This window comes from Prochlorococcus sp. MIT 1201 (assembly GCF_047303415.1).
GTDB lineage: Bacteria > Cyanobacteriota > Cyanobacteriia > PCC-6307 > Cyanobiaceae > Prochlorococcus > Prochlorococcus marinus_D.
Genome location: NZ_CP138947.1, coordinates 430344 through 454233, shown reverse-complemented (window position 1 = coordinate 454233; position 23890 = coordinate 430344). Strand labels below are relative to the sequence as shown.

Annotated in this window: 22 protein-coding genes and 1 pseudogene; 9 read left to right on the top strand and 14 right to left on the bottom strand. The window is 50.7% G+C overall.

The genetic code is table 11. The features are described from left to right. Positions 1–11: 11 nt before the first annotated feature. The 3 genes from SIB41_RS02175 to SIB41_RS02165 form a co-directional block, all read right to left on the bottom strand. The gene (locus SIB41_RS02175) at positions 12–1655 is read right to left on the bottom strand and encodes a TolC family protein (protein ID WP_413360102.1); all 1644 of its coding nucleotides are present in this window, start codon (positions 1653–1655) and stop codon (positions 12–14) included. Positions 1656–1919: 264 nt separating this feature from the next. Further along, positions 1920–2507: an inorganic diphosphatase gene (locus SIB41_RS02170; RefSeq protein ID WP_011130644.1), complete on the bottom strand. Its 588-nt coding sequence runs from the start codon at positions 2505–2507 to the stop codon at positions 1920–1922. A 266-nt stretch (positions 2508–2773) separates the two neighbouring features. Beyond that, entirely contained in the window at positions 2774–3232 is a 459-nt protein-coding gene (locus tag SIB41_RS02165; RefSeq protein WP_063415619.1) for a hypothetical protein, read from the bottom strand. 179 nt (positions 3233–3411) lie between these two features. On the opposite strand from SIB41_RS02165, the pseudogene SIB41_RS02160 reads away from it, so the two are divergent. Then, positions 3412–3689, top strand: a pseudogene (locus SIB41_RS02160) (carbamoyl-phosphate synthase); the annotation flags it as partial. A gap of 198 nt (positions 3690–3887) precedes the next feature. On the opposite strand, the gene SIB41_RS02155 reads toward SIB41_RS02160, so the two are convergent. From SIB41_RS02155 to SIB41_RS02145, 3 genes are all read right to left on the bottom strand, one after another. After that, positions 3888–4355 carry a Paralytic/GBP/PSP peptide gene (locus SIB41_RS02155; protein ID WP_413360099.1) on the bottom strand — a complete coding sequence of 156 codons (468 nt, stop codon included), beginning with the start codon at positions 4353–4355 and terminating at the stop codon, positions 3888–3890. A 194-nt stretch (positions 4356–4549) separates the two neighbouring features. Beyond that, on the bottom strand, positions 4550–6100 hold the full coding sequence (locus SIB41_RS02150; RefSeq protein ID WP_413360096.1) for a carboxypeptidase M32: 1551 nt from the start codon (positions 6098–6100) through the stop codon (positions 4550–4552). A gap of 93 nt (positions 6101–6193) precedes the next feature. Beyond that, complete coding sequence (locus tag SIB41_RS02145) at positions 6194–6631, bottom strand: thiol-disulfide oxidoreductase DCC family protein (protein WP_011825383.1); 438 nt, start codon at positions 6629–6631, stop codon at positions 6194–6196. Positions 6632–6712: 81 nt separating this feature from the next. On the opposite strand from SIB41_RS02145, the gene SIB41_RS02140 reads away from it, so the two are divergent. The 5 genes from SIB41_RS02140 (at position 6713) to SIB41_RS02120 (ending at position 11796) form a co-directional block, all read left to right on the top strand. Next, a complete protein-coding gene (locus SIB41_RS02140) occupies positions 6713–7405 on the top strand; it encodes a secondary thiamine-phosphate synthase enzyme YjbQ (RefSeq protein WP_413360093.1) in 693 nt (230 codons plus the stop codon). Then, on the top strand, positions 7398–7766 hold the full coding sequence (locus SIB41_RS02135; protein ID WP_413360091.1) for a CopG family transcriptional regulator: 369 nt from the start codon (positions 7398–7400) through the stop codon (positions 7764–7766). The genes SIB41_RS02140 and SIB41_RS02135 overlap by 8 nt, the downstream gene beginning before the upstream one ends. Before the next feature lie 273 nt (positions 7767–8039). After that, the gene (locus tag SIB41_RS02130; RefSeq protein ID WP_011130652.1) at positions 8040–8330 is read left to right on the top strand and encodes a 4a-hydroxytetrahydrobiopterin dehydratase; all 291 of its coding nucleotides are present in this window, start codon (positions 8040–8042) and stop codon (positions 8328–8330) included. Positions 8331–8420: 90 nt separating this feature from the next. After that, the gene (locus SIB41_RS02125; RefSeq protein WP_413360088.1) at positions 8421–9533 is read left to right on the top strand and encodes a CobW family GTP-binding protein; all 1113 of its coding nucleotides are present in this window, start codon (positions 8421–8423) and stop codon (positions 9531–9533) included. 661 nt (positions 9534–10194) lie between these two features. Next, entirely contained in the window at positions 10195–11796 is a 1602-nt protein-coding gene (locus SIB41_RS02120; protein ID WP_413360086.1) for an ABC transporter permease, read from the top strand. A 597-nt stretch (positions 11797–12393) separates the two neighbouring features. Here the strand turns inward: SIB41_RS02120 and SIB41_RS02115 are convergent. From SIB41_RS02115 to SIB41_RS02095, 5 genes are all read right to left on the bottom strand, one after another. Continuing rightward, complete coding sequence (locus SIB41_RS02115; RefSeq protein ID WP_413360083.1) at positions 12394–13128, bottom strand: putative 2OG-Fe(II) oxygenase; 735 nt, start codon at positions 13126–13128, stop codon at positions 12394–12396. 641 nt (positions 13129–13769) lie between these two features. After that, positions 13770–14753, bottom strand: a complete 984-nt coding sequence (locus tag SIB41_RS02110; protein ID WP_413360081.1) for a lysylphosphatidylglycerol synthase transmembrane domain-containing protein — start codon at positions 14751–14753, stop codon at positions 13770–13772. Beyond that, positions 14747–15979: a LarC family nickel insertion protein gene (locus SIB41_RS02105; RefSeq protein ID WP_413360078.1), complete on the bottom strand. Its 1233-nt coding sequence runs from the start codon at positions 15977–15979 to the stop codon at positions 14747–14749. Before SIB41_RS02105 ends, SIB41_RS02110 begins: the two co-directional genes overlap by 7 nt. Next, complete coding sequence (locus tag SIB41_RS02100; RefSeq protein WP_413360076.1) at positions 15976–16146, bottom strand: hypothetical protein; 171 nt, start codon at positions 16144–16146, stop codon at positions 15976–15978. Before SIB41_RS02100 ends, SIB41_RS02105 begins: the two co-directional genes overlap by 4 nt. Then, a complete protein-coding gene (locus SIB41_RS02095; RefSeq protein ID WP_413360073.1) occupies positions 16147–16824 on the bottom strand; it encodes a hypothetical protein in 678 nt (225 codons plus the stop codon). 127 nt (positions 16825–16951) lie between these two features. Between SIB41_RS02095 and SIB41_RS02090 the strand changes: the two genes are divergently transcribed. Next, positions 16952–17755, top strand: coding sequence for a tetratricopeptide repeat protein (locus SIB41_RS02090; protein ID WP_413360070.1), 804 nt, complete (start codon positions 16952–16954; stop codon positions 17753–17755). Here SIB41_RS02090 and SIB41_RS02085 read toward each other — a convergent pair. Beyond that, complete coding sequence (locus tag SIB41_RS02085; RefSeq protein WP_413360068.1) at positions 17706–18083, bottom strand: hypothetical protein; 378 nt, start codon at positions 18081–18083, stop codon at positions 17706–17708. The genes SIB41_RS02090 and SIB41_RS02085 overlap by 50 nt on opposite strands. 19 nt (positions 18084–18102) lie before the next feature. Between SIB41_RS02085 and xth the strand changes: the two genes are divergently transcribed. Continuing rightward, entirely contained in the window at positions 18103–18942 is an 840-nt protein-coding gene (gene xth / locus SIB41_RS02080; protein ID WP_413360066.1) for an exodeoxyribonuclease III, read from the top strand. Between the two features lie 53 nt (positions 18943–18995). Here xth and SIB41_RS02075 read toward each other — a convergent pair whose 3' ends face one another. Further along, the gene (locus tag SIB41_RS02075; protein ID WP_413361326.1) at positions 18996–20471 is read right to left on the bottom strand and encodes an FAD-linked oxidase C-terminal domain-containing protein; all 1476 of its coding nucleotides are present in this window, start codon (positions 20469–20471) and stop codon (positions 18996–18998) included. Between the two features lie 133 nt (positions 20472–20604). Here SIB41_RS02075 and hemL point away from each other — a divergent pair, with 133 nt between their 5' ends. Then, positions 20605–21906, top strand: coding sequence for a glutamate-1-semialdehyde 2,1-aminomutase (gene hemL, locus SIB41_RS02070; protein WP_413361324.1), 1302 nt, complete (start codon positions 20605–20607; stop codon positions 21904–21906). A 201-nt stretch (positions 21907–22107) separates the two neighbouring features. On the opposite strand, the gene SIB41_RS02065 is transcribed toward hemL, so the two are convergent. Beyond that, positions 22108–23796, bottom strand: a complete 1689-nt coding sequence (locus tag SIB41_RS02065) for an amidase (protein WP_413361322.1) — start codon at positions 23794–23796, stop codon at positions 22108–22110. Between the last annotated feature and the right edge of the window lie 94 nt (positions 23797–23890).

Below are 23890 nucleotides of genomic sequence, written 5' to 3'. Positions count from 1 at the left end.
TTGGCTAATATCTAGCTGTTATCAGCATTATGCTTGTGATCTTCCAAGGTTTCAAGCAAATCGCGTTCTATTCCAGACTCCTTAAGATTTTGAGTCAGAAAGGCTAATTCTCGATACAATTTAGAACTTTTTAAAGTGTTATCAACCAATTGATCCTCTGCTGTAATGTATTCCTGAACACTTTGAATCAAAGACGTAGCATCCTCGAATCCAGCCAACATTCGCTTCTCAGTACCAAGCATTGCCTTTTCAGAAGCTCGCACAGCTTGGATGCGGTTCAATAGTTCTTCATTAGAAGCATGGATCCTATCTATCAAGCTATTAATTTTATTTGAAGTACTTAAAGTAAGCTGAGCCAATTGTATCTTGGCTTTCTCAAGTTCCTTCTTCTGCTTGCCAACCGCAGAGCTAGTTAATCCAGAATCAAATAAATCCCACTTGATACCTAGAACTCCAGACAATTGTGACATCTCGGAATTCAGCAAAAAAGCTCTCTCACTGACAACTCCTGTTTTCTCTAGTCCATAACCAAGTGACAATGATATGGTTGGTAACTTTTTGGCTTTTTCAGCCTGTAAAGTGTAACCAATTTCAGTCAGTTTTGACTCTATCTCAGCGAACTGAGGATTCAAAGATACTGCCTCACGAATCAATTGATTCCTATCATCAAGTGGCACGTAATCAAATACATTACGAATAAACAAAATGCCTGGCAAAGGTATATTTTGACTGGACGTAAATGTTTTGAACTCATAGATCTTCTGATTATATTCAGATATAGCCTTCAATACAGAGCTTTTAGCTTTTGCCAGTTTACCCCTAAGCTTATCGATTTCGACAATTGTTTTATAGCCAATCTTAAGCTGGTACAGAGAAATCTCTAAACTTTTCTCATAAAGCATTTCGTTTGATTTCTGAATCACAATTTTCTGCTTGGCTTGAACAATCTCATCTAATTTATCAAGTGTCTGTCTCGAAAAATCTTGAAATGATTTGTTCAATTTATTACTTTCGCTCTCAACATTTGCCTTTGCCGCCATGATTTGCATATCCTGTTGATAATTAATCAAGTCATAGCTTGCCATTATGCTTGGAGTGTCTACACTTCCAAGCTGGTAGGAGTTAAGGGGTTTCGCATATTCCGCAAAAGAATCAACCTCATCACAAGTCTCTCCAATTAATGCATCAATATTCTCTGTGCATTGAAGGAAGCTTTCTGAGTAAAGAGAAAAGTCGAGATTCAAAGAAACAGTAGGATTACGAAGGGCAATTTCCTGATTGAGTGAATCTATCGATTGGCTATATCCTAAAGCTTTTTCTTCCAGTGTGAATGATCTGGCAAGCGCCTTGAAAAGCTCTTGCTTGAAAGAGGTAGGGTCATCAGAATCTCGATTGAACTTATTTTCTTCACCTCTTATTAATGCTAACTGGGTTTTGCATAATTGTGCTAATTCGCTTGAAGCGGTTAATTCCTCAGACCCGCTTGTCCTGAATGCGCCAACTACGCTTTCGTTAAATTTTTTCAAACAATTTACGATAGAATTAATATTGCTGAACTTTTGATTCTCTAATGTAGAAGAAAATGCTTTAGGCAGCGGGGCAACGGCTATCATCCATGACAACGTAACCAGCGTTAGCCATGAAAACTTAAACATGCTTGAAGCTATTTTTCAAAATATACTTAGTCAGCCCATATTTGCATAGAATTTATTGATTTACCACAATCTTCTTGGCCTTATTAGTGACTGTTGCACAAACAAGGGCGCATGAAATAGTGATCTCTGACCAAGCAGAGCTCTATTATAAGATTAGCAAGCCAACACCTGTAGGGCACCGCTGTTAAATATGTCTCCTGCGACAAGCCATGCAGGAAGGCGGGCTTATCACGGCCTTCCTGGATCGTCTGCCGGAACAACGTTTCAATCAACCAATTTTGGATCGATCTCAGCGAGATAACGGGCTTCGCAGGCCTTGATAATCTCGACAGCCTTTTGCACCCCTAAGAAGCCGTTCACCCTGCAGGTACCAGGCTTTTTAAGGTCCTTGTAGTGCTCCCAGTAGTACTGGGTCTCCTTCAGCCATTGCTCTCCGAGCTGTTCAAAGCTGGTGATGTGGTCCATGCGCTTGTCATCAGCCAGCACAGCAATCACTTTGTCGTCGACTTCACCACCATCATCAAAGGTCATGATGCCAATGATCCTTGCCTCAACAATCGAGCCAGGCACCAGCGGCTCTGTGACACTGACGATTTCGATGTCGAGTGGATCACCGTCTTCGTCCCATGTACGAGGAATACAACCGTAGGCAAAGGGATAGGCCAGGGAGGAGTAGCCGACACGATCAAGCTTGAGGTGGCCTGTTTCCGTGATCAGCTCATATTTGTTGATCGTGTTGGAGTTGAGCTCCACGATCGTGTTGAGCCGCAATTCCGATTCATCGGCAAAGGCAGGCAACACATGCAAGAGGTTGGGAGTGCTGCGGCTTGGAGCCTGATCGATGTTGGCCATAAGTAGCGAAGTCGCCAGCGCCGCATCCTACGGGGGCGCCGCGATCAAGCTCATCGCCGCAACGAATCCAAAGTGATTAATTCAACAAACGATGCTTAACACGATCCAAATCTTCAAGAGGGAAATAAGCCAATAGCTGGCAGAGCAGTTGGCTTGATTAAAAGAACAAATAAAAAGATTAATGATTGACCATCTAAACATCAATCAACAACTACTTTAAAAGAGAGGCCTCTAGCTAATCATCTTCTTTACTTCCATGAAACAAGTCAGAAGATTTTGGGCTTAACAGAAGCACCCACACTCCCTTCCACATTGACCTTGCCATCAATATTAACTCTACCTTGCACTTGTAGAGGAGATGAATTCACCACATCCACCGGTGTTCGAATTTCATCAACACTCACGCTTCCTTTAATCTCTTCTACCAACACTTGGCCGAGGATCGGTAGAGCTTTATTGGAGTTAATCGTCACACCATTCTTCACAGCCACATCACCGTTCACAGCGAGTGGCTGTTCGGCGTTGATCTCAACGGTGGGCAAAGCAATCTGATCCACTTGCAATCCACCGACGATGCGAATTGGAATCGGCCGGCTGAGCAACTGCAGCGCTGTTGCCGAAAGCACACCGATCGAAATCACCAGAGCGAAGGGCCATCTAGTGACAATGAAAACTTGAAGCCACAACGGCTTGTCTTCTTTTTGAGTGAATGGCTTGCTCTGCATTGGACAAGATCTACTGCCCTATTGATACAAGACCAGCAACTCATGCGCTCATTACCCACAGCAAAAACTGCGCAAAAGAGGAGCCGATCCTGCCGATCATTTTGGTGAAAAAGATGTGGGCAGGTCGAAAGCCACATCTTGCCGTCATGCTGTTGACAGCATTGAACTGCTCAATCTCAGTGCAGTGTTCGCTTCGCCTCGCGTTATCGCTCACTGGGGCTGCTGCTCTTGCCTTAGCCAACACTCCCATCCAGCCTGTTGCTGCTCAACAAGAAGAAGACAGCAATGCAGCAGATCTAGGCGTGATGGAGATCAAGCTTAAAGACGCTGTGCAGTTCAACTGGGAGTTTCAAGGAACACTGCAAGGAGCAGGCACACCCAATCAAGCCGGCATAGGGCATTTCTTCCAATTGCTGTTGGTGATAACAGCGTCTTCTTTATCGAGGCCTTAGCCAACCCTCAAAAGCACAACCAGCTGTCGCCAGCTTTGACCAAACTAGTTTTCCAAACCTCAAAACTATCTATTGCTATTTCAGTGCAGACACTGTGAATTAATCAAGGCAATCATACCAACAAAGAGGTACTCTAGGAGTTTAACTCTAAATAGATCCAACCAACTTATGCGACTACAATGTATAGAGTCGCATAAGATTCTTTAGTCACGGCAATTAAGCACCATCCCTCCAGCCCAACAATTCTTCTCGCCCGGACCGCCCGTATCAGCAACATCAAGCATCTTAAACAATCCAGGCACACATAAAATGCCATCGCCTGTTTCTACCCAGCCAGGCGCACATTTAGAGCCCGGCTGTTCAACAGCGGTCTCATCTGTTGACACTTGATCATTCGGTACTCGCTGACTGGTTAGTAAATTAGCTGGCACTCGCTGCATAGCCAGCGAATTAGTGGCTGCTGGATTAGTGGCTGCTGGATTAGTGGCTGCTGGATTAATTGCCACTTGATTATTCTTCAATTGATCAATAGCTACTCCCCTAGCATCAAGCTGACTTTCAGTAACTTGCTTAGTGATAACATTACCTCCAGGAATTATCCCCATGGTGATAACAATAAACACCAAAAGCATCACGCCAATGGCAGCCAATATGCCGTTAACACCTTTCATTTGCCACGTTCTGCTGTATCAAGCATAACGGACTCTGGAGAAATCCCAGAAGAAAGCAAATAATTAGTAAGAACATCTAAGAGCAAAGAAAGATGCCATTCACCCAATGCCCTTCACTTCAAAGCAATTGATTTTATCTAGTAACGGCAGCAGACGTTTTCAACATAGCGCCAAATCCAGGCCAGGAGTATCTATTAAGGTTCTTGCAGATGCTCAAGCTTGTCTTCTAAGTAATCAAGGAAAGGCTTGCTCGATAAAGATTTTCCGGTTACTTGCTCCACCAATTGCTCAGCATTCATCATCCGGCCAATCGGGTGAACATGCTCTCGCAACCAAGCCAACAGCTGATGCTCATTACCATGAGAAACATGTTCCTCAAGTGGTCCAATCGCCTGCTGCATCGCTTCTGATAGCTGCGCACTAATCAGATGCCCCATCAGATAAGAAGGGAAATAGCCAAATAAACCTTCACTCCAATGCACATCTTGCAGACAACCCTCACCATCATTTTCGGGAATCACACCAAGCAAATTGCTATAGCGCTGGTTCCATTGATCAGGCAAATCCTCCACCGGCAAGCCTTCTTCTAGCAGCGCAATTTCAAGATCTGTTCGAATTAAAATATGCAAGCCATAACTGAGTTCATCGGCTTCCACGCGATTCAATCCTGGTGTTAATGGATTCATCGCCAGCCAAAGCTCATCAGCAGAGCTGAGTGGCGCGCCTACAGAGGCAAAATGAGGCCACCAGCATTCGCAAAAAGCCCTACTGCGAGCAATTCTGTTCTCCCAAAACAGAGACTGACTCTCATGCACCGCCATCGACGTGGCCTGGCCCAACGGCCAGGCAAACCATTGATGACTTTGAGCAGGTAGACCCTGTTCGTAGAGGGAGTGTCCCCATTCATGGGCGGTGGCCAAAAAACACGACAAGGGCTGCCCAGGCACCACTCTTGTCGTGAGTCGAAAATCCTGAGGTCCAAGGGTGGTTGAAAACGGATGGGGTGATCGCGCCACGCAAGTGATGCTCAGATCCCGACCCCATCGCTGCAGCAAGCGCTCACAAAGATCCTGCTGACTGGTGTCATACAAATCCCATCCCAATGACACCGCACGAGAACGAGTCCAAGCGCGTGCCTTCTCAACTAAATCAGGCAATCGTTGACGTAATGGAGCAAACAGCTCCTTTAAACGCGACAAGGTCAGATCTGGCTCAAAAGGTTGGGCCAAACTTTCCCAGCAGCTGCGTTGTTCTGCCAGCTGCTGCGCCTGTTGCTGCCGCAAACTGATCAGATGCTGCAAAGCCGGCGCGAAGAAGGAAAAATCAGCCGTTGATTTGGCTTGCTGCCATCGGGCATATCCCTTTGCCTTCGCAGTCGCGAGCGCTCCCACCAAAGCAGGATCTAGGCGCTGCTGTCGCCTGAGGTCTTGCTCAAGCAGCTCCAGGTTGCGAGCTCGCTCAACAACCTGGCTTGGCTCCAACTCCCCCGCCAAACGAGCTTGCTCAAATTCAGCGCGAGCCTCCACCAACAGCCCCTCAAATTGCTGACTGCTTTGACGAGCATGCAGTTGCTTGGCCAAAAGACTGAGCTGCTCACCACGCCAAGCAGCGCCAGCAGAAGGCATCCTGGTGTTCTGATCCCAATAAAGGGTGCTTTGAATCGAACCCAAAAGCTGGGTCTCGTGCAGATATTCACCAAGTCGTTGCCAAGCCAGCGCAGGCAAGGGCTGGATCCATGACTTCATCAACCTTAAACAGACGAGTGCCCTAAGGCCAAAAGTTCGTCGAGCTTGACTCCCCCTTATCCCTTAAGCGTTAGGCAAAAGAGAAGCAAAACACTAAAGCCGCTTCATGCGGCAGCGGCATAGCTGATCGAGGGATTCGCGGCCAGTGAGCCGCAGGCGTAATCGAGCCCAGATCTTGTAGACCCCATCCACAACTCGAGCAACACCAGGCCAGGCCGTGGGTGCATAGAGCCATCCCCAATCCACCAATTGATAAGCCTCACGAAAGACCGCGACATCTCGCACGACTTCACCATTGCGACGCAACGCATGCATGCGCCCCATCGCCTGCCGATAACTGATGCCAGCAAAGGCCTCAGGCTCATAGTCAGGGGAATCAATATCAACAAAATTCAAGCGGCCGTGACGATCATGAGCGCGTAAAAAGCTCACTTCACGGCAACAAAAAGGACAAGCCCCGTCAAACAAGAGGGTGAGCTCAGGTTCAACATTGACGGTCATCTCCTGTTCCAGGTGCATTCCTTGCGGCATCAGTCATCAGTCAAGGTCATCCAACCACAAGGGAATTCCTCACCATTGCTGGCCATCAAGGCATAGGTCATCCATTGGCAAGTGTTGTCTTTGCCAGCAAAAGGTTTCGAGACAAGCCATCGGGTAGATATTTTTCAGCTGCTTCAGCCCCCGCTGCAGATGGAGAGAGGCACAGCCACTCGCAAGCGCAGCAAGCAAAGCAATGATCGCCAGCAGACCCTTTCAGCAAAACAGCACGCCCCATTGCTGCTAGGTCAACTGTGTAGACCAAACTTAGGCAGCCAGTCACTCCCCCCAACAGCGATGTCTCTTCAGCAAGCGTTACACCAGCTGGAGATCGTCACGACAGGAGAAGGCTTCACAGACCTCACTGCCCAACTCAATCATTGGATTACCTCCTCGAGAATTAAGCGTGGCGTTCTCCACCTCACGGCATTGCACACCAGCTGCAGCCTCACCATCAACGAAAACGCAGACCCACGAGTGCTCACAGATCTCTCGGCTTATCTCAAGGCTCTCGTGCCAGAAGAGGGCTTCCGGCCGATCAACGGCCTAGGCGAGCGGCGTTCCTATCTCCATGACGATGAAGGGCCAGACGATATGCCCGCGCATATCCGCACAGCTCTCACCTGCAGCACTCTTAGCCTCAGCATTGATCAAGGCAGGCTGCTACTAGGCATCTGGCAGGCGATTTATCTCTGGGAACATCGCCGGCATGGAAGCCACAGGCGGGTGGCGATCCACGCGATTGGCGAAATGAACAGCCATGAATGATCTGCCTGATGAATTGTTAAAGCAACTTGATCGTTATGCCGCGATGCACGGCATGGATCAAAAACAAGCCATCGAGCATCTACTACGAGGAGCCCTCAATCTCGCCATTCCTGATCTCTCGAAGTCCAAGCCAGTCAAGCCAACTGCTGGCCACAAAGAAGCAGCACCAAGCAGCACAGCCAACTTATTCGCACGCCGCAATGGTTCCAAAATCAACCAGTTGGTGCAGCAACGCCACAAACCTGATGCCTGGGCTGAAGATGGTGGTGCTGAGACCGACGTGGATCTGCTCGTTGATCGTCTCCACGATCTAGCTGAATCACCAGATCAGGAGCAATCGATGCCAACAGATCAAACCTGAACCGCACAAATGCACTGTCCAATTTGCATCGTTAATCGATGCTCTGACAAGACAACCTATCGACAACGCACCACAGCGCTCAATACTGCGGCTGGTTCAAAAAAATTGTTGAACAGTATCCGACCAACTCGGACAACAGCATTGGATTCTCAACTGCCGCAATCACTCCTAGGGGACAACATCAAATCACCCTTCAGCCATTGCATCAGTAGAGCAACACAACACAGCAACCATCACAGACAAGAATGACTGCAAAGCTCACAACACAACCTCATGACGGCAACCCTGCTTACTGCTGAACAGCTCTCTTCCGTAGCTGAAAAGCTGCCGGGGTGGACCCTGGCGGATCAACGGCTGCAAAGGCAATGGCGCTTTCGCAACTTTGTGGAAGCCTTCGGTTTTATGACCCGTGTAGCACTGCTAGCCGAAGCCATGAATCATCACCCGGAATGGAGCAACGTCTATGCCACTGTGACGATCGAGTTGACGACCCATGACGTCAACGGATTGAGCGATCGTGATTTGAAGCTCGCCGAAGCAATCAATTTGCTTGAGCCTGGCTGATCAAAACTCACTCAGGCGAAACTGCTGCCAGCATGGAATCAACGAGCGGCTGTGGTTCCAGCACCCTCCCGTTCCCCTGACGGCAAGCCCATGAACGACGCAATCGCATCCGAAGCAACCACTCAACCTGATCATGGCGAAGCGCTCGAGCAAGACCGGTGCGTACCGGTAACAATCCTCACTGGCTTCCTAGGCGCCGGCAAAACCACCCTGCTCAACCACATCCTCAGCAATCAGAAGAGCCTAAAAACCGCCGTATTGGTTAATGAATTCGGTGAGATTGGAATCGACAACGAGTTGATCGTCAGCACCAGCGAGGACATGGTTGAACTCAGCAATGGCTGCATCTGCTGCTCGATCAATGGGGAGCTGCTCGAAGCGGTTGATCGGATTCTCGAACGTCCAGACCCAATCGATTACCTCGTTGTGGAAACCACAGGCCTGGCAGATCCGCTCCCCGTTGCCATGACCTTTCTTGGCAGTGAACTGCGAGATCAAACCCGCTTGGATTCGATCATTACCTTGATCGACGCGGAAAACTTTAACGACCAACTCCTGGAAAGCGAAGTCGGCAGAGCCCAGGTGATCTATGGCGACATCCTGCTGCTCAACAAAACAGATCTCGTCCCTGAGGAGCGATTAAAAGAGGTTGAATCCAAGTTGGCAGACCTCAAACAAAATCCCCGCATCCTTCGATCAATCAAAGGAGATGTGCCCTTACCGCTGCTACTAAGCGTGGGCCTGTTTGAAACCGATCGCGTACAACCAGCAGACGTTGCAGAGAGCCACGACCACAGTCATCACAGTCATCACAGTCATCACAGTCATCACAGTCATCACAGTCATCACCACGACGATCACAGTCATCAACACGACGACCACCCTGATCACCTAGCAATCGAAGGCTTCACATCCCTATCCTTCAGCAGCGATGACCCTTTTGCGCTGCGGAAGTTCCAAAATTTCTTAGACAATCAACTTCCTGCAGAAGTCTTTCGTGCCAAAGGGATTCTCTGGTTCAACGAGAGCGAACGCCGCCACATCTTTCATTTAGCCGGCAAGCGCTTCTCCATTGATGACAGCGACTGGCCCGCTGAGCGCAAGAACCAACTGGTTTTGATTGGACGCCAACTCGATCACGACACCCTGCGACGCCAACTTCAGGCCTGCGTAGCCAAGGACGCCGGCAAAGGGTTCAGCTGACTCCAACCAACAGGCAAACAGATCGACAACTTCGCCCACTGCTTGCTACTCAACAGCTGCATCAATGGCCGTTACTCAACCCGCGCCAGGAGGAGAAGCTGACCAACAGCTTGATCAACAGCGCACTCAATTCTGAGGCAATAAAAACGACTGCACACTCGCTGGTTATGTTTGCTGTGCTGAATTGATACTTCAGTATGAACAAAATCAAGCTTCTAATACTTCTGATTGAGATCTACCTGGCTAAAGTGTTTCTTCAACGGAGAGGGCCATGCTTGAACTGCTGACCGCCATCACCGCCCTGGCCCTCGTGATGCTGGCCTTTTGGTTATTGGCCGATTCCGATGACGACAACAGCGGCGGCGGACTGATGGAACCCTCACTTGTGCCTATTCCGGTACGCGAGCGACGCCCCTAGAAAACCACCCCTCAATCAACAAGCTGGAAGGGAACTCGAGCACAAAAAGAAGCGGCAGGCCAGCTTTCAAAGTCATCGCACAGCAAAAAGAATGTCGTGACTCACAATGCTGTTGAACGCAGTTGAGAGCATGCTGAGAAAAGTCTTCACCGCTGCAGACCTCTGCCAATTCCACCCAACTTCACTTGCTCAACATCAAAACCTTCTCCCTGATGGCCTCTAACGGTTGAGATTGATCGCCTGATGACCCAAGACGCCGTCCCCTCAAACTACGGCTCGAACCGCCTGCGCAAACGCCATTGGCAACCAGACCGCCTGCTTCTCAACAGCATGGCCATTCTGCTTGCTGTGCTTGCTCTCTGGCCTCTGATTGGTCTGATCCGTGAAGCACTGCAGGGATTCATCAATGGATCGGCCAGCCTTGGAGTCGATGGCCCACAACAGATTCAAGGGACCTTAACTCTGCTGATCGGGACATCTTTATTGGGTGGCCTACTTGGAACTGCAAACGGCTGGTTATTAGCAAACTGCCGCTTCCCAGGACGTCGAGCCCTACGAGTGGCTCAGCTATTGCCCCTCGCAACACCCGCCTACCTACTCTCGGCCATCCTGATCGACCTTGGCAGTCGCAATGCCATCCGAATTCATGGCATGGGCTGGGGGATTTTGATCATGGCGCTGACAACCTATCCCTACGTTTTTCTCCTCAGCACTGAAAGCTTTTCAATCTGCGGACGCCGCCAACTGGAAGCCTGTCGCAGTCTTGGGGTTGGACCGTGGAACAGTTTTCGACGCATTGCTCTGCCCATGGCTTTGCCAGCGATTGGTGCCGGGATTGCCCTGATGGGCATGGAAGTCGTCAATGAACTCGGGGCTGTAGCACTACTCGCCATCCCAAGCCTGTCAGCTGGCATCGTTGAGACCTGGCAAATGGAAGGCAATCCTGCCGGTGCAATTGGACTAGCCATGATCGCGCTGATCATCGTGATGTCACTGGTGGGGTATGAACGCAGACTGAGACGACGCAGCCGCCGCTGGACAGAGGGTGTCGCTGGTGGCGATTCTCCAGCCTGGCAGCTGCAGGGTGGTCGCGCTCTGTGCGCTCAGTGCCTAGCCCTCCTTCCTCCCACGATCACTTTGGGCGTCCCCCTACTGTGGGCCATCCTCAATCTCGATCAACTCGAACAAGGGATAGATCCTGATCTAATCCCACTGACAGAACGCAGTCTTGGACTTGGGCTGGCAGCAGCAAGCCTGGCCGTGGTAGCAGGTCTGATCCTTGCAATCGCCAAGCGTTGGTCATCAACACGATGGATGGGCAACCTCTCATTTATGGCAGGTATTGGTTATGCCATTCCAGGAGCTGTAATGGCCATTGCGCTGATGCCATTCAACGGTGCTCCATGGAACCTCGCCTGGATTCTGCTGCTGCTGTGGGGCTATAGCGATCGCTTCTTGGCAGTTGCAAAAGGAGGACTCGACGCTGCCTTCGAGCGCCTCTCCCCAAGCCTGGATGAGGCCGCTACTGGACTTGGCTGTCAATGGCAAGAGGTGCTTCGACGCGTTCATCTGCCTTTGCTGAAAGGTCCCCTAGCGGTAGGAGCACTTTTGGTTTTTGTCGACACGGTTAAAGAACTACCTCTCACATTTGTTCTGAGACCCTTTGATTTCGACACCCTTTCTGTACGGCTGTACCAATACGCCGCAGATGAACGCATGGCGGAATCCATCTTACCAGCACTGATTATCATCGCTCTGGGATTAATCGCTTCGCTGGCATTGGTCCCAGGGCTCGATCAAGGGGAACGAAAAAAGCCTCCTTTAAGGAAAGAACCACTCACTTAGTTTTCAATACTTCAAATGATCTTCAACAAGAGTTTTGGGTCAGCTTCAGATAGGCAGACCCCATTCAAAACCACAGACTCATAAAAGCGAAAATTGCAAAGAGAGACTCGACAGACAAAAAAGTCTCTCCTCTGCAACACTTGCTACAGATTAACCTCTTATTTAATACGAGATTAGCAGCATGCGAAGACTAAGATATTGGCATCTTTTGATTGACTACCAAGTCATGGAAAAATCCAATAGCGTGTTTCTAATACGCCTATTTCTCGGCATAGCCGCTTTCCTTTCACTACGATTAGTCGGGGCTACAGTTGAAATGGGTTCGCCTATTTGGTATACAACCAATGCACCGCTTGGCTAAACACACAATCAAGCGAATTCTCTCTTAGATCTAAACCTTGAGCGTGGCTTAAGCTCCTTAGAGTCAATAAGATATAGAGCCTCTGATATTTACATTTGCTTCTATTAGCTCTGATACCAGATCACTACTAGGCGTCTTTATTTCAACAAAATTGCTGCTCCTGATTTAATTCTATCCAAGCCATTACAGCTTTTGATGGCCAAGGAGAAGTATTGGTTTCTCAATCAAAAAATGAGCTAGAAGCCTTTCACCTCAGCCCTCTGGGATGAAAGGGACACGTTTCGATTGATCTGAGAGGTAATGGGCTGATCCTGTGGCCTGGGCTGATCCTGTGGCCTGGGCTGATCCTTTGCCTTAGGCAATGCCAAAACATTAAAAGCCAATGACCAGCGCTCTCCTTCACCTCGGAAAGGCATCACAGAATGAGGTTGCCATGCCGGGAAAACATAAAACTCACCTGGCACTGGCAAAACATAGTGCGCCATTCCCGTGCGAAAACTTTGGATGTGCCATTCCTCAGGGCCATGAAAACAAAGCTGACCATCAAAACTGTCTGGCCTAATCTGAGATGGCACTTGCAGGAATGCAACACCCGAAAAACTTCCACCATGGGTATGGGTCGGGTTGTAATCACCAGCACGTTGACTGTTTAACCAAACATCCACCATCTGCAGCCGATAGCGGCCTGGTGTCCATGGGCCACGTCCTTGCTGAGGTTGCCGATCAATCACATGACGAATCCAACGTTCACAACCAGGCAAGACAGCTTGATTGCAAAAATTCTGAACTTCTAGTTGCTTGAGAGCAAGCTCTCTTTGTTGGTTGAGTTGCCCAGCCAGCTTTGCCGATGCATCAGGGCTGTTTTCTGGATTCGCGAGCACCTGAGCCGCAAGACTCTGCAGGCTGCTGAGCACTGAGGGTTCAAGCTCCCCCTTGAGGATGGACCTTGGGAAAAGGTCAAGAACATCCATGTTCAGTTTCTTTACTAGCAACAGTGTGATGCATGCGATACAAATTTATGTTCACAACGAACCGGTGCTTAGCAAAATCTACGGACATAAGAAGATTTCAGAGAACTTCTTGCAGTTCAAACCAATCCAATCAAATTGAAAATTTTCGCCAGAAGCGATGACGAGCAAAGTGTAAAAGTCACTGCATCAAAGAGGATTAGCAAGCTACTATTCTTTGAGCTCAAAGAGAACTTTTAGCCCAGAAGCCTCTCTTCCAAGGCCTTAGCCTCCGGCCATGATTTTATAGTTTGACAGTCATTAAGCGAAATCCTACCCCTAGAATACCCCAAGAAACCTGAATCTCTCCAGCACTCTCTAACACAAGGCGCAAGCAACTCTGCAACAAGAAGTGCCATTGATTCCGATCATTGACTCAGCCTTTTCAGTCATTCAGAAAGGATAAATGCCGAACCATTTCAAGCGACAATGCACCCCGATTTATCTCAACTCAACAACACAGAGAACGTGCGACTTAGAGCCGGAGATTTATCAATGCTGCCGCCAAGCTGACATTAACAATAAAGGTTTCAGACTTTTATAGACAATTTAATTTTTAAAAGCTGAGACATCTCATCACCTCATTGCATTCGCCGTCTGCCTCGCTAATGCACCATCTGTCGCTTCCATAACGCACGATCCCCCGCAACCGCAGCAGCGGCAAGCCCATCGGCAATCGTTGCGATCACCCTGTAGCAGAGCACCGCCGCTAACAAGGGAGCTTCCGGCACCTCAGAGCCCACTCGCAACAAAAGAGTGGCTTCAAAAACCCCTAGCCCTCCAGGAGCTGCAGGAACGACCAAGCCCACAGTCCAAGCCAAGGCAAACGCTGCCAACCATTCCCCCATCGACAAGCTGGTGCTCAGCGAAAACGCCATCACACAACACCAAAATCCAGCAAAGCGAAACGCCACGAAGAGCATCTCCATCACCAGCGAACTCCAGGGGTAGTCGTCTCGTCCACTGCCCAATGATTCTGCTGAAACAACACCAACCAGATCCGCATCAACCCGATCGAGCTGCTTGGCTTTGGCACGTTCTAAGCGTCTGAGCAGGGGCTCTCTCCAGCGAGGTATCAACAACATTGCTGGCAAGCAACAGGCCATCGCAAGGCCTGACTGCCAACCTCCGAAGGGAACCCAAAGCAGGGCCGCTACGGCCATGAGCAAGGGCTCGAGCAACACAGAAGCCAATGCAGGCCCGGCCCCCAGATGGGACCTTAACACCCGCATTCGCTCAACCAAATGCCAGATCCCGCCAGGCAGATACTTGAGCAGATTGCTACTCAGGAAAAGGGGAATCAGTGATATTTGCCTGGGTCGATGGCCCAACCAACCCACCAACACTCGCCAGGCGAGTGCATTCACCACAAGGCTCGACCAGCTGATGCCCACGCCAAGCACCAGCCACCAGCAGGCCAGGCCACTCAGGGAAAGCTGACGCAACTGTGCCCCATGGCTGACCAATGCCACCACCACAAAGGCAAGACTTGCGAGCGTGATCCAGAGTCGAAACCCACCTGGGAGAGCAACCTTGCCCAGCCAAAACCTCAAACCCCGCCCATGGCGAATCAAGCCTGAGATCACCATGTCCAATCCTCATCTGCAACAAAATCCTCCGAAGCCAACAACACTTCACGGCGTAACTCCTCCATAGAATGGCCCGTCTCAACACTGAGGCGAAGGAGATCGTCATGCTCCGGCTTGACAGTGAGGATCCCTTGAGGTCGCCGTACCTGCTTGACACGCACTGAGCCCCATGGCGTGGGACAGGATCCCCCACGACGAGGCAGCAACCACCGCCCATGAGAGTGCTCCCGCAACCCCAGAGTCGTTCCCTGAGAGAACCACACCACTCGCAACCCAGGAGCCTGTTCAGCAGTCACCAATGCCTTCACACTGACCCCCTGGCGACCTTTTTTCATCTGCACTTGCTCAGAAACAACATCCAACGCTCCGGCATCCCTCAACTGATCACTGAAAACGGCAACGTCCTCAGGCGTGGCGTCATCAATCCAGGCTTCCTGCACAACCACCGGCTGCCATCTCAAACCAGCCATCTCTTCTTCAGATCGCTCACTCGCGAAACCATCGAGCTCACAGATTCGCAGGATGTTTGGGCGATCAAGATTGCGGTGTCCCAAACCCACGCCAATCGCGTTGATTCTTAGCGAGGGAGGCTGACAAAAGCGCTCTGCCAGCACCGCCATCAAGGCAAGCCCCGTCGGAGTGGTGAGTTCACAAGCCGGGAGGTCATCACCAACCTCGAGGCAGATTTGATGTCTTCGGGCTAGTTCCAAAACGGCCGGGACTGGAACCGGCAAGAAGCCATGAGCTGTTGCCGTCTTGCCTCGCCCCGCCGGAGGTACGGCGCAGACAATCTGTTCGGGGGCCAAGTGCTCAACAGCCGCACAAACGCCCACCACTTCAACCAAAGCATCGATCATGCCCACTTCATGAAAATGCACCTGCTCGATCGGGTGACCATGAACCGCAGCCTCTGCTTCCGCCAAAGCCTTGAACACCGTCAACACCTTGGTGCGCAAAGGTTCTGACCAATCAGCCTCCATGATCAGCGCTCTGATGTCATGCCAAAGCCGATGAGGAGGCTCCAAGTCGAGCCCTTCGACGGATAACCGCAGCCCCCTCAAGCCGGCGCTGCGGTCCTCTGCGACCGTAAGGGCATAACCCTTCTCAAGGCCAAGTCCTGCAAGGGGAGCCTCAATCACGGCCCGAGGCACACCCAGATCCAAAAATGCGGCCAGGAGCATGTCACCAGCCAGACCAGTTGGGCAGTCAACAAACAGGGCCGTCATTGCCCCTGAGGAAGTCCCTTGGGAAACTGACCAAACAAAACATGAACAGACTGCCAATACAGCTTGTCCACAGCCAAACCAATAGCAATCGCAACGCCTAAATAGGCAGCCAATGCAGCGAAGGATCTAACACCAAGGCTTAAGCAGAAAGGTTGGATCAACGACATTCAGTTATTGGGCTGGCTACCGCGTCCATCCCGTCGAACAAGGGAACCTCTTCCTCCTCGCCCCTTGCCACCGCGAGTAGGCATCGGCCCCATCACTTCATAGTCTTCAAGGTGAAGCTGCTGCCCATGACGTCGCACCTCCAAGCTCACAAAATGACGCAGGTTACTGAGGGGCACATCCCCTTTTAATTGCAATTTGAACGGCAATGGTCTACTGCCATCAGCCCTAGGTTTCTGGCGAACCTTCAAAACCAGGTCACCGGTTTCAGGCCTGGTATAGATCAATTCACCACGAATAGAAAAGTAGTCGTCCCCTTGAGGAAGCTGATCTTCAATTTCCAAGTTGGAATCACTCGAACGCTCTGAATCACTTTCATCAAGCAAGGTTTGTTTGAGGGTGCTGGGCTCCCAGATTCCAGAAATCTGTAGATGCAGATGATCCGCTTCGCGGCAGCGGGGATAGACGACCCATAGATGAGGTTGATCCATGGCTAGATGACGACGCATCAAAGTGAGCACCCGGCCTAGGACAACAGCCTCAATCTCAACCCCGTCAGAATCCACCAGGAAACCTCGAGTGAACTTCTCAGAATCTTGCGGCCGATAAGTGCCTCTTACGACACCGATGGCCCTGTACTGCAACGGCTCAGTGGCCGCAGGAATCGGATGGTCGCGCATCGAAAAAAAGGGCATCCACTGGCCCAATTGGAAATCTAGCCAGCATTCGTGAACCGTCCCAGACTGACCAGGTAATTTTCTGCTCGCTGAAGTGCTTAAGCCCGAAAGGATTCTGCCCTCCCGCGGGATGATCCTTCTAATCACTGGGCTCATAACCGCCTCAGCACTGGCCTGGTTTGGAGCGCAATTGATCGCACCTGAGTCAAGAGCTCTGGGCAATCGGGAGATCCTCAATCGGCAGGTGAAAGATCTGCTAGATCAACAAAATAATGGTGATCTGAACACAGAAGAACAGCAGAAGCTGCTGGAGCGATTGCTGGTACTAGGCCGCAACGAGGAGGCAATGACCCAAATTGAACTGCTAATGGCCAGGCAGCCAAAAACCTGGTTATGGAAGTTGATGCTCGCGGAACTAAAGCGCGAACAGGGAGATCGCGATGGAGCCCAGAAGGACATCAACCAGCTAATGACCATCCAGCCTCACAACCTTGAGGTCCTGCAATTGAAGATCTTGCTTGACCTAGAGGCCGGGAGAGAAAAAGCAGCCGTTACTGAACTCAAAAAGAGATTTGAGTCCAAAACGAAAGGCAAGCGCATACCCATAGGGCTTCTCCTGGCAGATTTGCAGCGCCAGATAGGACAAACCAAGGCTGCCGCTGCGCTCTATCGCGTTCTATCAAATGAGTCACCAACAGACGCACGTCCCTTGCTCGCCCTTGCTCTCATGCGGCAGGAGCAAGGCCAAGACCAGCAAGCACAAACTCTGCTTCAAGAAGCTAGAGAACGCCGTAACAAACCAGGCGAAGCTGATCCCTTGATTGATGGCCTGGCGAGTCAGTGGAGGCTTAACTCAATCCGCACAAAAGGTTCAAACAGTGTCCTCAGGGCTGATTCGCCGAAGCCTCAGAACTCTCCAATTCCAGGGCCTTGAGGGCTGCATCGATTGCATCAGAAGGAGCTGTGGCATCGTCCATAGCTGTGGACCTTCGCAAACGATTCATAAGGTCCATCGGATTGGTGGCATCGAGAATCGTTCCTTTGTCGTTGTTCCCCGGAACGGTGTTGTAAAGATCACGCTCCTGTGGTGTCTGATAGTCACCTGAAAGCTGTGCTTCAGCACGATCGACAACTGTTGTCAGGCTGAGCAAGGCAATTGGCAGTGCAGCCAAGCCAAGCTTGCACAAGGGATGAAGACCTAAGGGGGCTCGGTTGATCAATGACGCATCCCCAAGTTCAGCAAGGCTAATGCTAATTGTCATGATCAGATTTCCATGACCTGTGCAGATCGCTACCTGGAACGTCAACTCAATTCGCACCCGCCTCGATCAGGTGCAAGCTTGGCTACAGGATGCCCAACCCGATCTGCTTTGCCTCCAGGAGACAAAAGTGGATGATCCGCAGTTCCCTCACGAGGTCTTTGAAGCTCAGGGCTATCAAGTGCACTTTCACGGACAGAAGGCCTATAACGGCGTTGCAATCGTTAGCCGTCAACCTCTCGAAGATGTGCGCCGGGGCTTCACTGGTGAGCTCCCAGAGGATGCCGAAGCCTTGCAACTGGGAGAGCAAAAGCGCGTCATCAGCGCGCTCGTCAACAACATTCGTATCGTTAATGTCTACGTTCCCAACGGTTCCGCTCTGAGATCGGAGAAATATCCCTACAAACTCGAATGGCTGCGCTGCCTAAACCGCTATCTGAGCGCACAAGCGAAACGGGATGAACCCCTCTGCCTCGTTGGGGATTTCAATATCGCCTTGGAAGCAAGAGACATTCATCATCCCGAACGACTAACGGGAGGGATTATGGCTAGCGAGCTTGAAAGAGAGGCTCTTCTAAAGGTTTTAGGAGACCGGCTCCACGACGTGTTCCGCGTGTTCGAACCAGATGCCAACCATTGGAGCTGGTGGGACTATCGAAGTGGTGCCTGGGACCGTGATCAGGGTTGGCGTATTGATCACATCTACCTATGCGATGAGCTTCTCAGTCAGGCCAGAAGCTGTGTGATTCAAAAGCATCTAAGGGGCCATGAAAAGCCTAGTGATCATGCCCCGGTAAGCGTAGATCTCAACTGGCCTCCAACTGATGACGATGAGGAGATGCCGGAACTGTTCAGCAATTGAAGGACATGGCTATTTAAGGCAATAGTCGCAGTCAAGGATTCACCTCCTGAGAGTCAGAATGCCTTGGCTTCTGAAGGCATCTCAAGACCTTCTGAAGTCAAGATGACCTGCCGCCGAGCCGACTCACCACAGCTTTTTGGAGTGGGGAAAATTTTGTCAGGATTGGCCCGTCCATCTGGATCGAAGGCTCTTCGTAGCAGTTTCATTGTGGACAGATCATCCGCTGCAAACATCCAATCGAGATAACAGCGCTTATCAGCCCCAACCCCATGTTCACCAGTGATGCTGCCGCCAACATCAAGACACTCACGCAGAATGGCCGACCCCAGATCCCGAACACGAGACTCCACATCAGGCGTGTCTGCGTTGTAGAGGATTAAAGGATGCAAATTGCCATCGCCAGCATGAAAAACATTGGCCACCGGCAACTCATACTCTCGACTAAGCCTCTTTATTGCCGTCAGCACCCTCGGCAAAGTGCTGCGTGGCACGACACCGTCCTGCACGTAATAGGTGGGTGAAATCTGCCCAACCGCAGCAAATGCTGACTTGCGTCCCTTCCAAAGCAAGGCACGGTCAGCAGCCTCTTCTGCACGACGAATGGTCCTCGCTCCTGCCTTGCTACAAAGTCCACTGGCCTGGTCTGCGGCCACAGTGACTTCCGCCGCCTGACCATCGAGCTCAATCAGCAGCACAGCCGCGGCATCACGAGGGTATTCGTCGAAGCCAAACAGATCATTGACTGCATTAATCATGAAGTTGTCCATGATCTCCATTCCTGCAGGTAAAACTCCGGCAGCGGTGACCTGGCAGACCGCCTCGCCAGCAGACTCCATGGTGGGGAAATCTGCGAGCAGCACAGTCACATGTTGCGGCGCCCGCAAGAGCCGCAGAGTGATCGCTGTGGCGATCCCCAGGGTGCCTTCGCTGCCAATAAAGGCCCCACGCAGGTCGAGCTCCGCATGCTCCGACAATCCACCACCGAGAAGGGTCACCGTGCCATCAGCAAGCACAACCTCAAGCCCCAGCACATGATTACTGGTGACGCCATATTTGAGACAGTGCACACCACCAGAGTTCTCGGCCACATTGCCGCCGATGCTGCACACCACCTGACTGGAAGGATCAGGGGCGTAATAAAACCCTTCCCCAGCGACCGCCCGAGTCACCCAACTATTGATCACTCCTGGCTGCACCGTAACGGTGTGGTTATCAAAGTCCATCGAAAGGATCCTGCGCATGCGACTAGTCACCACCAACAGCGCCTCTTGCTCAACTAATGCACCTCCCGAGAGCCCCGTACCACTACCCCTAGCGACAAAAGGGATGCCATAGCGATGACAACAAGCCAAGACCTGAGACACCTCCTCAGTGGTCTCGGGCAACACTGCCAAAGGAGGACAATGACGATCGATGGTTAACCCGTCACAGTCGTAAACGAGCAACTCTTGCCGCTTGGAGACCACCGACTTCTTCGGCAAAAATCGCCTTAAGTCCCTGTCTAGAGCAGTCCAGTCGTGGGACACCATGCCCGCGCATCTGTCCAACAACCTAGGCAGCAAACACTGAAGTAAACGGATGGCCTGACACAGTTCATCCGCTTCTGACCTTTTTGGGTCAAGATGGCGAACGGTTCGTATCAGCCACTTGGCTTCGGTCCCTGTGACAGCTTCAGCCTTGAACACCAGCCGCTCCCAAGCGATTTTCAGCGCCGCCCAGCGCTTAATGCCTGGTGGCGTTAGTTCTCCAGTGCGAGCATTCCGCTCCGTAGGCGGTCAACCGATCGTGTTTGACCGCGTAAAGGGTGCCTACGCCTGGGACGTCGATGGCAATCGCTTCATCGACTACATCGGCAGCTGGGGGCCCGCAATCTGCGGGCATGCCCACCCAGAAGTCATCGCTGCTCTACAAGATGCGCTTGAAAAGGGCACAAGCTTTGGTGCCCCATGTGAGCTAGAGAATCAACTAGCTGAAATGGTGATCGACGCCGTACCCAGCGTCGAGATGGTCCGTTTTGTGAATAGCGGCACTGAGGCCTGCATGTCTGTACTGCGGCTGATGCGCGCATTCACTGGCCGCGACAAGCTCATCAAATTCGAAGGCTGCTATCACGGGCACGCCGACATGTTTTTGGTGAAAGCTGGGTCCGGGGTGGCAACTCTCGGTCTACCCGACTCACCAGGGGTGCCCCGCAGCACCACCAGTAACACCCTCACTGCGCCCTACAACGATCTCGAGGCAGTCAAAGAGCTGTTTGCCGAGAATCCTGACGCAATCAGCGGGGTGATCCTTGAGCCGGTCGTAGGAAATGCCGGATTCATTACTCCAGAGCCTGGTTTCCTGGAAGGTTTACGAGAACTCACCCGTGAACACGGAGCCTTACTTGTGTTTGATGAAGTCATGAGTGGTTTCCGCATCAGCTACGGAGGTGCTCAGGCCCGCTTTGGCGTTACGCCTGATCTAACCACCATGGGGAAAGTGATCGGTGGTGGGCTCCCCGTTGGTGCTTATGGCGGCAGAGCCGAGATCATGGAGATGGTGGCCCCCGCAGGCCCCATGTACCAAGCCGGCACGCTGAGTGGCAACCCGCTTGCCATGACGGCTGGCATCAAGACCCTTGAGCTACTCAAGCAAGAAGGCACTTATGAGCGCCTAGAAAGCACAACGGAGCGCTTAATTAAAGGCATTCTCGAAGCAGCCAAAGCAGCAGAGGTTCCCATTACGGGCAACAGCATCGGTGCGATGTTCGGTTTCTTCCTTTGCGAAGGCCCAGTACGCAATTTCGAAGATGCCAAAGCAACCGATGCCGAACTCTTCGGCAAGCTGCATCGGGCCATGCTCGAAAGGGGCATCTACCTAGCCCCAAGTGCCTTCGAAGCAGGCTTCACATCCCTTGCCCATTCCGAAGCAGACATCGAAACCACCTTGAAGGCATTCCGCGAGAGTTTTGCAGCAGTGGCGTGAACAGACAACGAAAATAGAGAGCTGTTCTTACAGCTCTCTTGCGCAAATACAAACGAGCCGAAGCTAAGGTGTTACATCTAGAACTAAAAGTTGAGAAGCGAGAGTTAATTCAATTCTCGTTTTTTAGCAAGCGCTAATTCTGCCTGTGTTCGCGGAGCAGAAGCCTCTCAAGAACAGGAAAAAGCTGGATAAGCAGAGCAGTTATTCACAAGCTTGGACAGACTGTTGATTTGCCTGAGAGAATTTTTGCGTTTGCTGCTCAAAAAACCTTTGGTAAGCAGCTGGCTCAATATTCTGACCATTAGCATCCTTTAGGAACTGCTTATAACTATGCCAACCAGCCTGAGTAATAAAGTAATTGATTCCTTGAACACAAATATCCTCGAAAGGAGAGTCATTATTATCTGCGCTTAATTCAGGCAAAGGCCTGCCTGGAAGACCAGAAGAATAAGCCTGCGCAAGGCCGATCAACCCCCCCTCTCCATATTGAAAACCAATCAACTCAAAGCCAATCGGCATTGCTGGAGTTGCCGATGTCCAACCAGCAATCAAAGCAATTGCCGGCAATCCGGAGTTTGACGCAACCGGCGATTCCGTTGTGGCTGTGCGATACATATCATCGTAATAAATTGGGGGTTGCCAAGAACTAAGTGGCATTAGCAAAGCATCAATGCCATCTTCTCGCATCAATCCCTCTACATAGTTTCTATTCTTCTCAAAAGTCTTTAACGCAGAATCATATCGATCGCTATACTTTGGCGCAATGCTTTCCATATAGCCTATGCAGGCTTTCTCGCCTAGCCGTGTGCGACCAGATAAACATATGTCCTGAAGACTCCTTCTGGTAGAGGCAAAAGAACCTAGGTATTGATCAATATCTTCAGCCTCGCCCGCCATATTATTGTCTCTGTTCGTGTCGAATAAGGGCAGATTGATTTCAACAAGTGATGCGCCCTTTCTCTCAAGCCTGGCTGTGACCTGATTGAATATAGCCATTGAAGTCTTGTCGGTGGCGTCAAAGACATCATTGCCTGCAACACTGCGAATCACGCCAATTCGCCTTCCATCAAGGGAAGCAGTTTTTAAATTATTTGCATAAGAATCTGTGCGCGGCACTTGCTTCGTTAAATGATCATCAGGATCAGATGTGTTTGCTATCGCAGCAAGGCCAATAGCAAGATCAGGAATCGACCTTGCCATCACGCCAGCGACTCCATCCAGGTTGCCTCTCGGGAGAATTCCTGAATGACTGATCAGCCCCGTGCTTGGGCGAATGGCATAAACCCCGTTGAAGACTGCAGGCACTCTGACCGAGCCACTATTATCCGTACCGATCCCCAACACAGCAAAGTTCGCACTCACTGCAACTGCAGAGCCTCCGCTTGAGCCACCTGGATTTTGATTAGGGTCATAAGCATTGCCAATCCTTCCGCTGCGGCCACTAATCCCTTCCCCGCCAGAAGCAAATTCATCCATAGCGGCTTTACCAATAATGATGCCGCCAGCGGCTCGCAATTTATTCACCAAAAAAGCATTACTGATTGGCTGAGAGCCAAGTAAAGCCAACGACCCAGAAGTGGAAGGAGTGTCAACGGTATCAATATTGTCTTTAACAGCAATCGGGATGCAATGTAAAGGGCCAATCAATTGATTGCTCTGTTTAAAATGCCTATCCAGAGCCTTTGCCTGTCTGACTGCATTCGGATTAAGTGCAACAAATGCATTAAGCGGAGCTCCTCTTTCGAGGCTAAAATTATACTTCTTGATTCGATGTAAATAGCTCTGAATTAATTGCTTGCAATCAATCTCTCTCTCATTAAAAGCATCATGAATGGATTCAATTGTAGACTCCTTAATCCCAAATTTCTGACTACCAAACTGGTTGGCCATAGACTTCTCAGCCATAAGACAAGCCATGCTCAGAGCAAGCACAAGCCTTATACCTTGGTTAAATATCTTCTCCCCCTTCGAATGATTCATATCT